The following is a 14,012-nucleotide window of genomic DNA, read 5'->3' as shown; positions in this document are numbered from 1 at the left end:
TCCCCGCAGGAAAGTGGAACGCGTACCGGTGGGAATGCTCTATAACTGCAAGGTCTTTTTTGATCGAAGCGACTTTTCCTACTGCCAGTGAGGTTCCCATGACCGTTACCGTCAATACCGTCTCCGCTGAAGGTTTTCGCCATACCGTACAGATTGATGACCACGAACTGTTTGCCGACGTACCGAAATCCGCCGGCGGCGAAGGCTCGGCACCTGAGCCGCACGACTATTTCGATGCGGCCCTCGGCGCCTGCAAAGCGCTGACCCTGAAGATGTACGCGAAGAAGAAAGACATCCCGCTGACCGGCGTCGGTGTCGACGTCAAACGTGACAACAGCGAAGAGCAAAAAGGTAAATACGTCTTGCACGTCACCCTTACTCTCAAAGGCGTCCTGACCGACGCCCAGCGCGAGGAACTGCTGCGCGTCGCCGACCGTTGCCCGATTCACAAACTGATGACGACCACCGACGTCAGCATCGAAACCCACGCCCCACAAGGCTTCGACAGCCAGTAATCCTCCTCACGCCAGCGGCGGGTTATGCTTCTGGCATCACCCGCTCAGCCTGGAATGCACCATGGACACGCAACCTCTGATCATCCGCCCACGCGCCGAAGACGTCGAAGGGCAGCCGATTCTGCGCCCGCTGCCGTCAGCCAAATGCCGCAGCGTCGGGCCTTTCGTGTTTTTTGATCACATGCTCGAAACGGTTTATCCGACGGGCAAAGGCATGAACATCCGACAGCACCCGCACATCGGTCTGTCGACGCTCACCTATTTGTTTGAAGGACAGATCCAGCACAAGGACAGCCTTGGCTCGGATCAGGTGGTCAGTGCCGGTGACGTCAGCTGGATGACCGCTGGTAGTGCGATTGCACACGTCGAGCGCACACCGGAACCGTTGTGGGACCAGAGTTTCACGATGCACGGTTTGCAGATCTGGCTGGCGTCACCCAAGGATCACGAGCAAGGCCCGGGGCATTACAGCCATCACCCGGCAGCGACATTGCCGGTCAGCGATAACCTTGGCGTACAGATCCGCATGATTGCCGGGTCAGGCTTTTGCCTGGAATCGCCGGTGCCGGTGCTTTCTCCTACGTTGTACGCGGAAGTGAACATGCAAACCGCGACCACTTTGCTGATTCCGACCGAGCATGAAGAGCGGGCGGTTTATGTGTTGAGTGGGGATGCGCAATTGAATGGCGAAGCGATTGAGCCGCATGCGTTGGTGGTATTGCCGGCCGGGGAAGAGATGAGTCTGTTTGCCGAAAGCGATGTGCATGCCGTGGTATTTGGCGGCGCGCCATTGGACGGGCCACGGCGGATCAACTGGAATTTTGTCGCGAGCGATCCGGCGGCGATTGATGAAGCACGGCGTAAATGGGCGGGCGGGGACTGGCCGACGGTGCCGGGGGAAGTTGACCGGATCGAGTTGCCGCGCTGAAAAGCACCCTCACCCCAGCCCTCTCCCGGAGGGAGAGGGGGCCGACCGAGTGGTCTCAGGTTATACGCCGACCTGAAAGACCTTATCGATTATGGATTCGGTAATGCCCTATCAGGTCGGCGCATTGGTTGAGCGTCCACCATCAGCACCCTCACCCTGCCCTCCCGAAACGTCGGACCGCCCGGAGGCAGAGGGAGCCGACCGAGGTATCTTGCGTCATACATCGACCTGAAAAGTCTTGGCGACTATGGATTCAGCACAGCCCTTTCAAGTCGGCGTAACTCCCAAGCATCCCCCATTCAGTCCCCTCTCCCTCCGGGAGAGGGTTTGGGTGAGGGGCTTTTGCTTTTCAGGCTTCAGCCCTTGAACACTTCATCCAGCAAATCATGCATCGACTTGAACGCACGCTTGGCGGTCTTCGCGTCGTACATCATCTTGCCCGGCACATTGGCATGCGGATCGGTAAACGAATGCACCGCACCGCCATAGCTCAGCAACTGCCAATCGACCTTCGCCGCGTTCATCTCATCTTCAAACGCTGGCAACTGCTCTTTCGGCACCAACGGATCTGCGGCACCGTGCAACACCAGAACCGAGCCTTTGATGTTCTGCGCATCGGCAGGATTCGGCGAATCCAGCGTACCGTGGAACGACACCGCAGCCTTCACCGCCGCCCCCGTGCGAGCCAGATCCAGCGCACAGCAACCACCAAAGCAGAAACCGAACACTGCCAGTTTCGACGTATCAACCGCCGCCTCACCCTGCGTCTGAAGTTGCTCAAACGCCGCCTGCATACGCTTGCGCAGCAGCGCACGGTCATCCTTCAACGGCATCATCGCCGCGCCCGCCTGATCAGCGTTCTGCGGACGTACGGCCTGGCCATAAACGTCAGCGATCAACACCACGTAGCCCTCGGCCGCCACCGACTTGGCGATCTCTTCGGCACCGGCGCTGACGCCCATCCAGTTCGGCGCCATCAACAAACCCGGACGCGCACCTTTGTGCTCGACGTCGAACGCCAGACGACCTTCATAAGGCTGGCCGTCAATCTGATAGACCACGGAACGTACAGTGACTTGGCTCATTTCTGACTCCTGATTTGTTAAACACCAGAATGAAAAAACCCGCCGAAGCGGGCTTTTCTACAACTTGGTTAAACCGACAGTTCAACCAGCAGCTTGTTCAGACGGCGCACATAAGCGGCCGGATCCTTCAAGCTGTCACCCGCCGCCAGCGCAGCCTGGTCGAAGAGGATGTGCGACAGGTCGCCAAAACGCTCTTCGCTCTGCTCGCCATCGAGCTTCTCGATCAGCGGGTGGCTTGGGTTGAATTCGAAGATCGGCTTCGAATCCGGCACCTTCTGCCCGCTGGCTTCGAGGATCTGGCGCATTTGCAGACCCAGATCCTGCTCGCCGATGGCGAGAATCGCCGGCGAATCGGTCAGACGATGGGAAACCCGTACTTCAGCCACGGAATCGCCCAGCGCGGTTTTCAGACGCTCAACCAGACCTTCTTTCGACTTGGCGACTTCTTCTGCGGCCTTCTTGTCCTCTTCCGAGTCCAGGTTGCCCAGATCGAGATCACCACGTGCCACGTCGACAAAGGTCTTGCCGTCGAATTCGCTGAGGTAGCTCATCAGCCACTCGTCGATACGGTCGGTCAGCAGCAGCACTTCGATGCCTTTCTTGCGGAAGACTTCCAGGTGCGGGCTGTTCTTGACCTGCGCGTAGGTTTCGCCGGTGAGGTAGTAGATCTTGTCCTGACCTTCCTTGGCGCGTGCCAGGTAGTCGGCCAGACCGACGATCTGCTCGCCGTCGTCGCCTTGGGTCGATGCGAAACGCAGCAGACCGGCAATTTTTTCCTTGTTGGCGAAGTCTTCTGCCGGGCCTTCTTTCATGACCTGACCGAAGTTCTTCCAGAAGCCTTTGTATTGCTCAGGCTCGTTCTTCGCCAGTTTTTCCAGCATGTCGAGCACGCGCTTGGTCAGCGCAGTCTTCATCGAATCGATGATCGGGTCTTTCTGCAGGATTTCACGCGACACGTTCAGCGACAGGTCGTTGGAATCGACCACGCCTTTGATGAAGCGCAGGTACAGCGGCAGGAACGACTCGGCCTGATCCATGACGAACACGCGTTGCACGTACAGCTTCAGGCCTTTCGGCGCTTCACGCTGGTACAGGTCGAACGGGGCGCGGGCCGGCACGTACAGCAACGAGCTGTATTCGAGCTTGCCTTCGACTTTGTTGTGGCTCCAGGCCAGCGGGTTTTCAAAGTCGTGAGCGATGTGCTTGTAGAACTCCTGGTATTCCTCGTCCTTCACTTCAGTGCGCGGACGGGTCCACAGGGCGCTGGCGCGGTTGACGGTTTCCCACTCAACGGCCGGAGCCTCTTCGCCTTCGGCAGCAGCCGCTTCTTTCGGCAGCTCGATCGGCAAAGCGATGTGGTCGGAGTACTTCTTGATGATGTTGCGCAGACGCCAGCCATCAGCGAATTCGTCTTCTGCCGCTTTCAGATGCAGGACGATGCGGGTACCACGTTCTGCTTTTTCGATGGTGGCGACTTCGAATTCGCCCTCGCCTTTCGACGACCAGTGCACGCCTTCGCTGGCTGGAGTGCCGGCGCGACGGCTGTACACGTCAACCTGGTCGGCAACGATGAAGGCGGAGTAGAAGCCCACACCGAACTGGCCGATCAGGTGCGAATCTTTCTTCTGATCGCCCGAAAGATTTTTCATGAAATCGGCGGTGCCCGATTTGGCGATGGTACCCAAATGGGTGATCACATCGTCACGGTTCATGCCGATACCGTTGTCTTCGAGGGTGACGGTCTTGGCGTCCTTGTCGAAGCTCACACGGATTTTCAGGTCAGCGCCGCCTTCAAGCAACTCTGGCTTGGCCAGGGCTTCGAAGCGCAATTTATCTACAGCGTCAGAGGCGTTCGAGATCAATTCGCGAAGGAAAATTTCCTTGTTGGAATACAGCGAATGGATCATGAGGTGCAGCAGCTGCTTCACCTCGGTCTGGAAGCCCAGGGTTTCCTTTTGAGTTTCCACACTCATGGTCATCAAACTCCAATCAGATGGCAGTGGCCACGACCCGAAATGGTCGGCGGCGGGTTGTCTTGTGAGTTTGGGGCGCTGTTCAGGATTTCAAGGGCTCATCAATTTTGAAGTGTGCACGTGCAGTGGCAATCGGTTCACTTTCCGTGCTTTGCCAGGCAGTGATCGCGACGTTGGCGACGCGCCGGCCCTGGCGGCAGACCTGACACTTGGCCCAGGTATCGCGGAATTGCCCGGCACGCAGGTAATCCAGGGAGAAGTCGATAATCTTTGGCACACCTGGTGCGCCGGTGAAGATCAACAGATGCAGGGCGGCGGCCAGCTCCATGAACCCGGCAATCACCCCGCCGTGGATCGCCGGCAATAAAGGGTTACCAATGTTGTCCTTGTTCGCCGGCAGCTTGAACAACAGTTCATCGCCGACGCGTGAGCATTCGATGCCGATCAGCCCGGCGTAGGGAATCAACTGCAACAGCGGCGCGTAATCGCCCTGAGCGTGAGCCTGCTGCAACTGCAGCTTCAGGTCGTCGCTCATTGCCCTTCTCCCTTGATCACGCCGCCAAAGCCTTTGGTGCCTTTGAGCCCCTTACCCATGCGCATGAATGTACCGACGACGTGGGCGATGGGTTGTTCGGGATCGTCCTGATAGGCGAAACCGCGAGCGAAGATCACATCGGTGGTCACCCGATAGCACTGGGCGAAGCCATAGACGTCTTTGTTCGGTTTGGCGGCGTGCATATAGTCAATGCGCAAATCGAGGGTCGGGCAGACTTCGAATTCCGGCAACACACAGAGCGTTGACATCCCGCAAGCGGTGTCCATTAACGAGGTAATTGCGCCACCATGAATAACCCCGGTCTGCGGATTACCGACTATTTGCGGGCTATAAGGCAGGACCACCGTGAGCCCTTCGCTGGAGGCTTCATGTACTCGCAAACCAAGTACCTGACAGTGTCTTAACGCTGAAAGAAATCGCGTCGCGCGCTCAAAAACGGGGTTTTCAGCCATATGATAATTACTCTCGTTAAAGCCATTGGCCAGTAGTAGCGAACAGACCAAAAGTTCCGTAGCAAAACAAACTTATATATCTGAAAGAAATGAGGAACTTAACCTGTAGCGCCGAGTTCTTAAGGCCAGTAGTTATTTTCCATAAGGAGAAACACCCCATGCGTAAGACTTTTGCTATTGCCTTGATGTTGACCGCTTCCCTCGGTCTCGCTGCCTGCGATAAAAAATCCGAGGACAAAGCTCAAGATGCCAACCAACACGCTGAACAAGCTCAGCAAGACATGAACAAAGCTCAGGATAAAGTGAACGACGCTGCGAAAGAAAACGCCGAAGCGGCCAAAGCTCAGGCTGAATCGAACGCTGCTGCACAAGAAGAAGCTGCCAAGAAGCAATAATTCGCTTTTTGCTGCAGAAAAAGGAAAACCCGCCAAGTGCGGGTTTTCTTTTGCCTGTCATTTAGCGCCAGGCTCGCCTTAGAGCAAGACAGTTCTAAAAGTCGGACTAATCATCAGTAACAGCGAGCACAGTACGCCAACTACCCAAACCAGGCTGCGCAGTTTGGGTTGGTCGGCCAGATAGAGCCACAAATAGAGGATCCGCGCGATAACAAAAACGATCGCCAATGTATCGATCAGCCATCCTGCCGTCTGAGTGGTGTGCGCCATCAACACGCCGACCGCAAACAACATGAACGCTTCAATCGTATTCTGATGCGCCGCCAGCGCCCGCGCGCCGTAACCGGTCAGTTGCGCTTGTTGTTGGCGCGGCAGGTGGTTGTTGTAACCGCCCTGCTCTTTCATCGCCTTGCCCACCGGCATACGCGCGATATAAATCAACAGCGCAGTGATAAACACACACCAGAACGGAATACTCATCAAGCGACCTCTTTGTTTGTCTCGGGAATGGGGGCTTCTGTAGGGGTATAGACCATGACATCGAGAACGTCGGAATGAAACTCTCGGCGGTACAAGACCAATACCACCCCGGCGCTCATCAGCATGAACAGCCACGGGCTGACGAACCACGCCAGCATGGTCATGCCGAAGTAGTAGGAGCGCAGCCCGAAGTTGAACTGGTTGGCCGCCATCGAAATCACCCGCGCCGCCCGCGCAGCGAAAGCCTTGCGCTCCTGTTCGGAAACATGTCGTTCACCGATCATCGGCGCCGAGCCAACCAACACGGCCGCGAAGTTGTACTGGCGCATGCACCAACTGAAGGTGAAGAACGCGTAGACGAACACCATCGCCAGACACAGCAACTTGATTTCCGACATGCCCTGCGACGCCTGTTGCACCATCGGAATGTCTGCCAGCAACGACACTGCCCGCTCGGACGCGCCAAGCACGGTGAGAATGCCGGCGAGGATGATCAACGTGCTGGAGGCGAAGAACGAAGCGTTGCGCTCCAGATTGCCGATCACACTGGCGTCGGCGATGCGGTTGTCACGCAGCAACATGCGACGCATCCAGTCTTCGCGGTACAGGTGCAGCACACTCGCCAGACATGCTGTATCGCGGCCCTTCCAAGAGGCATAACGGGTATAACCGCCCCAGCAGATGACGAACCAGACGGCGGCGAGCAGGTGGATCAGGTTGGCTTGGATGAACGACATGCAATTCCTTGTGAGGTGTGTACACGCACTGATTACTTGTGGGAGCGAGCCTGCTCGCGAAAGCGGTGTGTCAGCCGCCATCAATGTTGCGCGATACGCCGCTTTCGCGGGCAGGCTCGCTCCCACATTGAGATTTCGGCAACCCTTCGACGTTAGCTCAGGGAAAAAGACACTGCCTGACGCGCATAAAAAATGCCCCGTATCGATTGATACGGGGCATTTCTGTTTAAGCGTTGAAGACCCGCTTTTGGCGGGTCAGGCAACCGCTTCGCTGCGCTTGCCCAGCAGGCGATCGCAAACCACTGCAACCACCAGGGTCATCACGCACGGCACCAGCCACGCCAGGCCCTGCTCGCTCAGCGGCAAGTGCGCCAGTTGCGATGGCATCCAGTCGGCCAGACCGGCGCCTTTCAGCGCGTCGATGGTGCCAAAGATGAACGACACCAGCATCACCGGACCGAGAATCCGGCCGTGCTCATGCCAGAAGTCTTTGCAGAAGCTCAGCGCCACCAACACGATGCACGGCGGATAGATCGCGGTCAGCACCGGAATCGAGAAGGCAATCAACTTGGTCAGGCCCAGGTTGGACACCAGCAGCGAGAACGCCGCCAGAATGATCACCAGGGTCTTGTAGGACAGTGGCAGCACACGGCTGAAGTACTCAGCGCAAGCACAGGTAAGGCCGACCGCTGTCACCAGACACGCCAGCGAGATCAGTACGGCAAGGAAACCGCTGCCCAGCGAACCGAAGGTGTGTTGCACGTAAGCGTGCAATACCGCCGCGCCGTTGGTCGCGCCTGCTGCCACTTCGTGGCTGCCGGAACCGAGGCGGAACAGGCTGACATACACCAGCGCCAGACCGACACCGGCAATCAGCCCGGCGATGATCGCGTAACGGGTGATCAACGCCGGCGACTCGACGCCACGGGAGCGAATCGCGTTAACGATGACGATGCCGAACACCAGTGCACCCAAGGTATCCATGGTCAGGTAACCATTGATGAAGCCCTGAGAGAACGGTGCCGCCACGTATTCCGGCGTGCCGTGACCGATGTCACCCGCCGGCAAGGCGAATGCAGCGATGCCAAGGACCGCCAGCGCGATGATCTTCAATGGCGCGAGGAAACGGCCAACGGTGTCCAGCAAACGGCCCGGATAGAGCGAAATGAAGAACACCAGCAGGAAGTACACCGAACTGTAGAGGAACAGTGCCAACGGGCTCTCGCCGGTCAGCGGCGCCAGACCTACTTCAAACGACACCGTCGCGGTGCGCGGGGTGGCGAACAACGGGCCGACCGCCAGATAGCACGCCGCCGCCAGAATGCCGCCAGCCAGCTTGCCGATCGGGCTGCTCAGCGCATCCATTGCCCCACCGACCTTGGCCAGTGCAACGACGGTGATCACCGGCAGACCCACTGCGGTGATCAGGAAGCCCAGCGCGGCCATCCAGACGTGAGGTCCGGCCTGCAAGCCAACGATAGGCGGGAAAATGATGTTGCCAGCCCCGACGAACAGGGCAAACGTCATAAAGCCAAGTGCCAGGATGTCCTGACCTTTCAAAACTTTCATTAAGGTAATACCACACTACTGAATCGGAATTTAGAGGGGGATTGCCCTGTGTAATTAGGGAAATGCTGTCGATCCGTATGGGACTGACCCTTAAAGCGCGTTGCATGCCTTGTGGGCGGCAGACGCAAAAATGGCTGCTAGCCTAACCAATTTGCTTTGCAAACGCACTGTTAGAGGGCGAACTATCCGATACGCGACGTTTCCGTGTCGCGTTTTTGCATGTAATTGGGGGCAAGCCTATAAATCAGCGAATGCCAGAAACGACAAAGGCCACCCGAAGGTGGCCTTTGTCAGCAGAGTTGCAAGCTAAGCGCGAGGCTTACTTGACAGCCCAACCAGTCAGCTCGGCCAGGGCCTTGCCGATGTCTGCCAGCGAACGCACGGTTTTTACGCCTGCGTCTTGCAGTGCAGCGAATTTCTCGTCTGCAGTGCCTTTGCCGCCAGAGATGATTGCGCCAGCATGGCCCATGCGCTTGCCCGGAGGAGCAGTCACACCAGCGATGTAGGAAACAACCGGCTTGGTCACGTGTGCCTTGATGTAGGCAGCCGCTTCTTCTTCAGCCGAACCGCCGATCTCACCGATCATCACGATCGCTTCGGTCTTCGGGTCTTCCTGGAACAGCTTCAGGATGTCGATGAAGTTCGAACCCGGGATCGGGTCACCACCGATGCCGACGCAAGTCGACTGACCGAAACCGGCGTCAGTAGTTTGCTTCACAGCTTCGTAGGTCAGGGTGCCGGAACGCGAAACGATACCGACCTTGCCTGGCAAGTGAATGTGACCTGGCATGATGCCGATCTTGCATTCGCCTGGGGTGATCACGCCTGGGCAGTTAGGGCCGATCAGGACTACGCCCAGCTCGTCGCACTTAACTTTAGCGTCCAGCATGTCCAGGGTAGGAATGCCTTCGGTGATGCAGACGATCAGCTTGATGCCGCCGAAAGCTGCTTCCAGGATCGAGTCTTTGCAGAAAGGAGCCGGAACGTAGATCACGCTGGCGGTAGCGCCAGTGGCTTCTACTGCGTCTTTAACGGTGTTGAACACTGGCAGACCCAGGTGCTCGGTGCCGCCTTTGCCAGGAGTAACGCCACCCACCATCTTGGTGCCGTATTCGATGGCTTGCTGGGTGTGGAAACTACCTTGCGAACCGGTAATACCCTGGCAGATAACTTTGGTGTCTTTATTGATCAGGACGCTCATTATTTGCCCTCCGCAGCTTTGACAACTTGTTGAGCAGCGTCGGTCAGGCTGGTAGCAGCGATGATGTTCAAACCGCTTTCTGCCAGTACTTTAGCGCCCAGCTCAGCGTTGTTGCCTTCAAGGCGAACAACAACCGGGATTTTCACGCCGACTTCTTTCACAGCGCCGATGATGCCTTCGGCAATCATGTCGCAGCGAACGATGCCGCCGAAGATGTTGACCAGTACTGCAGCGACGTTGGTGTCGGACAGGATGATCTTGAACGCTTCGGTTACGCGTTCTTTGGTAGCGCCACCACCTACGTCGAGGAAGTTGGCTGGCTTGCCGCCATGCAGGTTGACGATGTCCATGGTACCCATGGCCAGGCCAGCACCGTTGACCATGCAGCCGATGTTACCTTCCAGTGCCACGTAGTTCAGTTCGAACTTGGCAGCGTGCGCTTCGCGCGGATCGTCTTGCGACGGATCGTGGAAAGTCTTCAGCTTAGGCTGACGGTACATTGCGTTGGCGTCGATGTTGATCTTGGCGTCCAGGCAGTGCAGATCGCCGTCAGCCTTGATCACCAGCGGGTTCACTTCCAGCAGAGCCAGGTCGTGATCCTTGAACAGTTTGGCCAGACCTACGAAGATCTTGGCGAACTGAGCAACCTGCTTGCCTTCCAGACCCAGCTGGAATGCCAGCTCGCGACCCTGGAATGGCTGAGCGCCAACCAGTGGATCGATAGTGGCTTTGAGAATTTTTTCTGGAGTGTCGTGAGCGATTTTCTCGATGTCCACGCCACCTTCGGTGGAAGCCATGAACACGATGCGACGGCTCGAACGGTCAACGACAGCGCCCAGGTACAGCTCTTTAGCGATATCAGTGCACGATTCAACCAGGATCTTGGTGACTGGCTGGCCATTGGCGTCAGTCTGGTAAGTCACCAGACGCTTGCCCAGCCACTGCTGTGCGAAGGCTTTGGCGTCTTCTTTGCTGCGAACCAGCTTGACGCCGCCCGCTTTACCGCGACCACCGGCGTGGACCTGGGCTTTGACAACCCACTCGCTGCCGCCGATTTTGTCGCAAGCTTCTGCTGCTGCTTCCGGGGTGTCTACTGCGTAACCAGTGGAAACTGGCAGGCCGTATTCAGCGAACAGCTGCTTACCCTGATACTCGTGAAGATTCATGCTTTTTACCGTCTTCGTTAGGTACTGCGCATTCGGCGCTGCGCTCGTTTGAGTGCCGCGCCACCTGTGACTGCTGCTTGCGTAGCTGAGCTACGCAAGACTGCGTCCAGCGGACATTCCGCGGTGAGACTTGCTCGCAAGGCTCACGACGGGCCGTTACCGCCGTGGTTTCTTATTGTGTCTTAACGCTTCTTGCGGTTGGCAATGTGGATGGCGCCGCCATTCACAGCCAGAGCAGCTTCGTGCAAGGCTTCAGACAGGGTCGGATGGGAGAAAACCATCATGCCCAGGTCTTCAGCGCTGGTGCCGAATTCCATACCGATCGCGCCCTGCTGAACCAGCTCTGCAGCGCTCGGGCCAATCACGTGCACGCCCAATACGCGGTCAGTCTTGGCATCAGCGATGACCTTGACGAAACCACCGGTATCGTTGGCGGCCATGGCACGGCCGGAAGCGGCGAACGGGAAGGTGCCGACGTTAACTTCAACGCCTTCAGCTTTCAAGGCCTGCTCGGTTTTGCCAACCCACGCGATTTCCGGGTGAGTATAAATAACCGAAGGGATCAGGTCATAGTTCATCTGGGCTTTGTGGCCCTTGATGCGCTCGACAACCATGATGCCTTCTTCCGATGCCTTGTGAGCCAGCATCATGCCGCGAACCACGTCACCGATGGCGAAAACGCCCGGTACGGTGGTCGCGCAGTGATCGTCAACGTGCACGAAACCGCGCTCGTCGAGGGTCACGCCGCTGTCGGAAGCCAGCAGATCAGTGGTCACCGGACGGCGACCAACGGCTACGATCAGCTTGTCGAAAGTGATGGTCTGTTCGCCGTTGGCATCGGTGTAGTTCACAACGACTTCGTCGCCGTTGACTTTCGAGCCGGTTACGCGAGCGCCCAGTTTGATGTCCAGACCTTGTTTGGTCAGGGTTTTCAGCGCTTCCTTGGAAACAGCGGTGTCCGCTGCCATCAGGAAAGTGTCCAGCGCTTCCAGAACAACAACTTCGGAGCCCAGACGCGACCACACCGAACCCAGTTCCAGACCGATCACGCCAGCGCCGATCACGCCCAGACGCTTAGGTACGGTCTGGAATTCCAGAGCGCCAGTCGAATCGACGATGACTTTCTGATCAACCGGAGCCGGTGGAATGTCGATCGGACGCGAACCTGGAGCCAGGATGACGTTTTCAGCTTCGATGACTTCAACCGAGCCGTCTGGCTTGGTGACTTCGACTTTCTTGCCAGCCAGCAGTTTGCCGTGGCCCTGGATCGAAGTAACGCCGTTGGCCTTGAACAGGGTGGCAACGCCGCCGGTCAGGTTCTTGACGATGCCAGCCTTGCGGCCAACCATCGCAGCGACGTCCATTTTGACTTCGCCAGTGGAGATACCGTGAACGTTGAAGCTTTCTTTCGCTTCCTTGTATTTCCAGGAGCTGTCGAGCAGCGCCTTGGAAGGAATGCAGCCCACGTTCAGGCAGGTGCCGCCCAGGGCTTGCTTGCCTTCTGCGTCGGTGTACTTCTCGATGCAGGCAGTGGTCAGACCCAGCTGCGCGGCCTTGATGGCAGCCACGTAGCCACCAGGGCCAGCACCGATCACTACTACGTCAAATTTCTGCGACATTCAAAAAATCCTCTTTAGCGAAAAGCTTCAAGCCGCGCGCCCCAAGCCAAGCTGCCCTTTCCTGCAGCTTGAAACCTGAAGCCCGCGACTGCTTCTATCAGATATCCAGCAACAGACGAGCCGGATCTTCCAGCAGGTTCTTGATGGTCACCAGGAAGGTCACAGCTTCTTTGCCATCGATCAGACGGTGATCGTAGGACAGTGCCAGGTACATCATCGGACGGATAACGACCTGACCATTGATGGCCATAGGACGCTGGATGATGTTGTGCATGCCCAGAATCGCTGCCTGCGGCGGGTTGACGATCGGGGTCGACATCATCGAACCGAAGGTACCACCGTTGGTGATGGTGAAGGTACCACCGGTCATCTCGTCCATCGACAATTTGCCGTCACGGGCTTTCTTGCCGAAAGTGGCGATGCCGCCTTCGATTTCAGCCAGGCTCATCAGCTCGGCGTTACGCAGAACCGGAACCACCAGGCCACGGTCGCTGGAAACGGCAACGCCGATGTCCGCATAGCCGTGGTAAACGATGTCGCCGCCGTCGATCGACGCGTTGACAGCCGGGAAGCGTTTCAGCGCTTCGGTAGCTGCTTTGACGAAGAACGACATGAAGCCCAGGCGTACGCCGTTGTGGGACTTCTCGAACAGGTCCTTGTACTTCGAACGCAGGGCCATGACTTCAGTCATGTCGACTTCGTTGAAAGTGGTCAGCATCGCCATGTTCGACTGAGCTTCAACCAGACGCTTGGCCACGGTGGCACGAACGCGGGTCATCGGTACGCGCTTCTCGATGCGGTCGCCAGCAGCGAACACAGGAGCGGCGGCCGAAGGAGCAGCAGCCTTGGCAGGCGCGGCAGCCGGAGCGGCTTTCTTGGCAGCAACAGCTGCAACCACGTCTTCCTTGGTCACACGACCGCCCTTGCCGGTGCCGGCAACGGAAGCGATGTTGATGCCGTTTTCTTCAGCCAGTTTGCGCGCAGCCGGTGCAGCAACAGGATCATCTTCGCCTTCGGCAGCAGCCGGTGCAGCGGCAGCAGCGGCCGGAGCAGCAGCGGCGGCTGGAGCAGCGGCAGCAGCGCCGCCCGCTTCGATGGAGCCCAGCACTTCGTCGGACAGAACGGTGTCGCCTTCGTTCTTGACGATTGCGCCCAGCACGCCGTCAGCGGTGGCCAGCACTTCCAGTACGACTTTGTCGGTTTCGATGTCGACGATCAGATCGTCGCGCTTGACAGCGTCGCCCGGTTGTTTGTGCCAGGTGGCAACGGTGCCATCGGCAACCGATTCCGGGAAAGTGGGGGCTTTGATCTCGATAGCCATTATCTGTGGTTCCTT

The 14,012-nt window shown here is 57.7% G+C and carries 14 protein-coding genes; 3 read left to right on the top strand and 11 right to left on the bottom strand.

The genetic code is table 11. The features are described from left to right. The first annotated feature begins 98 nt into the window (after window positions 1–98). Both AB4N44_RS25715 and AB4N44_RS25710 read left to right on the top strand, forming a co-directional pair. Complete coding sequence (locus AB4N44_RS25715) at window positions 99–515, top strand: OsmC family protein (protein ID WP_007919858.1); 417 nt, start codon at window positions 99–101, stop codon at window positions 513–515. A 61-nt stretch (window positions 516–576) separates the two neighbouring features. Beyond that, window positions 577–1,443, top strand: a complete 867-nt coding sequence (locus AB4N44_RS25710; protein WP_160038827.1) for a pirin family protein — start codon at window positions 577–579, stop codon at window positions 1,441–1,443. Between the two features lie 356 nt (window positions 1,444–1,799). Here the strand turns inward: AB4N44_RS25710 and AB4N44_RS25705 are convergent, their stop codons facing one another. From AB4N44_RS25705 to AB4N44_RS25690, 4 genes are all read right to left on the bottom strand, one after another. Then, complete coding sequence (locus AB4N44_RS25705; protein WP_127926350.1) at window positions 1,800–2,528, bottom strand: dienelactone hydrolase family protein; 729 nt, start codon at window positions 2,526–2,528, stop codon at window positions 1,800–1,802. A gap of 68 nt (window positions 2,529–2,596) precedes the next feature. Further along, on the bottom strand, window positions 2,597–4,501 hold the full coding sequence (htpG, locus tag AB4N44_RS25700) for a molecular chaperone HtpG (RefSeq protein WP_127926349.1): 1,905 nt from the start codon (window positions 4,499–4,501) through the stop codon (window positions 2,597–2,599). A gap of 82 nt (window positions 4,502–4,583) precedes the next feature. Beyond that, entirely contained in the window at window positions 4,584–5,036 is a 453-nt protein-coding gene (locus tag AB4N44_RS25695; protein ID WP_127926348.1) for a PaaI family thioesterase, read from the bottom strand. Continuing rightward, a complete protein-coding gene (locus AB4N44_RS25690; protein ID WP_127926347.1) occupies window positions 5,033–5,509 on the bottom strand; it encodes a PaaI family thioesterase in 477 nt (158 codons plus the stop codon). The genes AB4N44_RS25695 and AB4N44_RS25690 overlap by 4 nt, the downstream gene beginning before the upstream one ends. A 158-nt stretch (window positions 5,510–5,667) precedes the next feature. Between AB4N44_RS25690 and AB4N44_RS25685 the strand changes: the two genes are divergently transcribed. Further along, the gene (locus AB4N44_RS25685; RefSeq protein WP_007919867.1) at window positions 5,668–5,904 is read left to right on the top strand and encodes a hypothetical protein; all 237 of its coding nucleotides are present in this window, start codon (window positions 5,668–5,670) and stop codon (window positions 5,902–5,904) included. A 78-nt stretch (window positions 5,905–5,982) separates the two neighbouring features. Here AB4N44_RS25685 and AB4N44_RS25680 read toward each other — a convergent pair whose 3' ends face one another. From AB4N44_RS25680 to odhB, 7 genes are all read right to left on the bottom strand, one after another. After that, window positions 5,983–6,384 carry an MAPEG family protein gene (locus AB4N44_RS25680; protein ID WP_007919869.1) on the bottom strand — a complete coding sequence of 134 codons (402 nt, stop codon included), beginning with the start codon at window positions 6,382–6,384 and terminating at the stop codon, window positions 5,983–5,985. Continuing rightward, window positions 6,384–7,121: a DUF599 domain-containing protein gene (locus tag AB4N44_RS25675; protein WP_034156247.1), complete on the bottom strand. Its 738-nt coding sequence runs from the start codon at window positions 7,119–7,121 to the stop codon at window positions 6,384–6,386. Before AB4N44_RS25675 ends, AB4N44_RS25680 begins: the two co-directional genes overlap by 1 nt. A gap of 255 nt (window positions 7,122–7,376) precedes the next feature. Next, window positions 7,377–8,690: a branched-chain amino acid transport system II carrier protein gene (gene brnQ / locus AB4N44_RS25670; protein WP_127926346.1), complete on the bottom strand. Its 1,314-nt coding sequence runs from the start codon at window positions 8,688–8,690 to the stop codon at window positions 7,377–7,379. Window positions 8,691–9,009: 319 nt separating this feature from the next. Then, complete coding sequence (sucD, locus tag AB4N44_RS25665; RefSeq protein ID WP_008082972.1) at window positions 9,010–9,891, bottom strand: succinate--CoA ligase subunit alpha; 882 nt, start codon at window positions 9,889–9,891, stop codon at window positions 9,010–9,012. Further along, entirely contained in the window at window positions 9,891–11,057 is a 1,167-nt protein-coding gene (gene sucC, locus AB4N44_RS25660) for an ADP-forming succinate--CoA ligase subunit beta (protein WP_007919879.1), read from the bottom strand. The genes sucD and sucC overlap by 1 nt, the downstream gene beginning before the upstream one ends. A gap of 182 nt (window positions 11,058–11,239) precedes the next feature. Beyond that, the gene (gene lpdA / locus AB4N44_RS25655; protein WP_034156249.1) at window positions 11,240–12,676 is read right to left on the bottom strand and encodes a dihydrolipoyl dehydrogenase; all 1,437 of its coding nucleotides are present in this window, start codon (window positions 12,674–12,676) and stop codon (window positions 11,240–11,242) included. 97 nt (window positions 12,677–12,773) lie between these two features. Then, complete coding sequence (gene odhB, locus AB4N44_RS25650) at window positions 12,774–13,997, bottom strand: 2-oxoglutarate dehydrogenase complex dihydrolipoyllysine-residue succinyltransferase (RefSeq protein WP_077571706.1); 1,224 nt, start codon at window positions 13,995–13,997, stop codon at window positions 12,774–12,776. Window positions 13,998–14,012 lie beyond the last annotated feature (15 nt).

The sequence above is a fragment of the Pseudomonas sp. S3_C06 genome (assembly GCF_054667675.1).
The sequence above is the reverse complement of the archived record's forward strand: the minus strand, read 5'-3'. Positions and strand labels throughout refer to the sequence as shown.

Coding starts and splice junctions, on each gene's coding strand:
- AB4N44_RS25715 (WP_007919858.1), top strand. CDS start 99: ATGACCGTTACCGTCAATACCGTCTCCGCTGAAGGTTTTCGCCATACC.
- AB4N44_RS25695 (WP_127926348.1), bottom strand. CDS start 5,036: ATGAGCGACGACCTGAAGCTGCAGTTGCAGCAGGCTCACGCTCAGGGC.
- AB4N44_RS25710 (WP_160038827.1), top strand. CDS start 577: ATGGACACGCAACCTCTGATCATCCGCCCACGCGCCGAAGACGTCGAA.
- sucC (WP_007919879.1), bottom strand. CDS start 11,057: ATGAATCTTCACGAGTATCAGGGTAAGCAGCTGTTCGCTGAATACGGC.
- AB4N44_RS25685 (WP_007919867.1), top strand. CDS start 5,668: ATGCGTAAGACTTTTGCTATTGCCTTGATGTTGACCGCTTCCCTCGGT.
- sucD (WP_008082972.1), bottom strand. CDS start 9,891: ATGAGCGTCCTGATCAATAAAGACACCAAAGTTATCTGCCAGGGTATT.
- AB4N44_RS25680 (WP_007919869.1), bottom strand. CDS start 6,384: ATGAGTATTCCGTTCTGGTGTGTGTTTATCACTGCGCTGTTGATTTAT.
- AB4N44_RS25705 (WP_127926350.1), bottom strand. CDS start 2,528: ATGAGCCAAGTCACTGTACGTTCCGTGGTCTATCAGATTGACGGCCAG.
- lpdA (WP_034156249.1), bottom strand. CDS start 12,676: ATGTCGCAGAAATTTGACGTAGTAGTGATCGGTGCTGGCCCTGGTGGC.
- htpG (WP_127926349.1), bottom strand. CDS start 4,501: ATGAGTGTGGAAACTCAAAAGGAAACCCTGGGCTTCCAGACCGAGGTG.
- AB4N44_RS25675 (WP_034156247.1), bottom strand. CDS start 7,121: ATGTCGTTCATCCAAGCCAACCTGATCCACCTGCTCGCCGCCGTCTGG.
- AB4N44_RS25690 (WP_127926347.1), bottom strand. CDS start 5,509: ATGGCTGAAAACCCCGTTTTTGAGCGCGCGACGCGATTTCTTTCAGCG.
- brnQ (WP_127926346.1), bottom strand. CDS start 8,690: ATGAAAGTTTTGAAAGGTCAGGACATCCTGGCACTTGGCTTTATGACG.
- odhB (WP_077571706.1), bottom strand. CDS start 13,997: ATGGCTATCGAGATCAAAGCCCCCACTTTCCCGGAATCGGTTGCCGAT.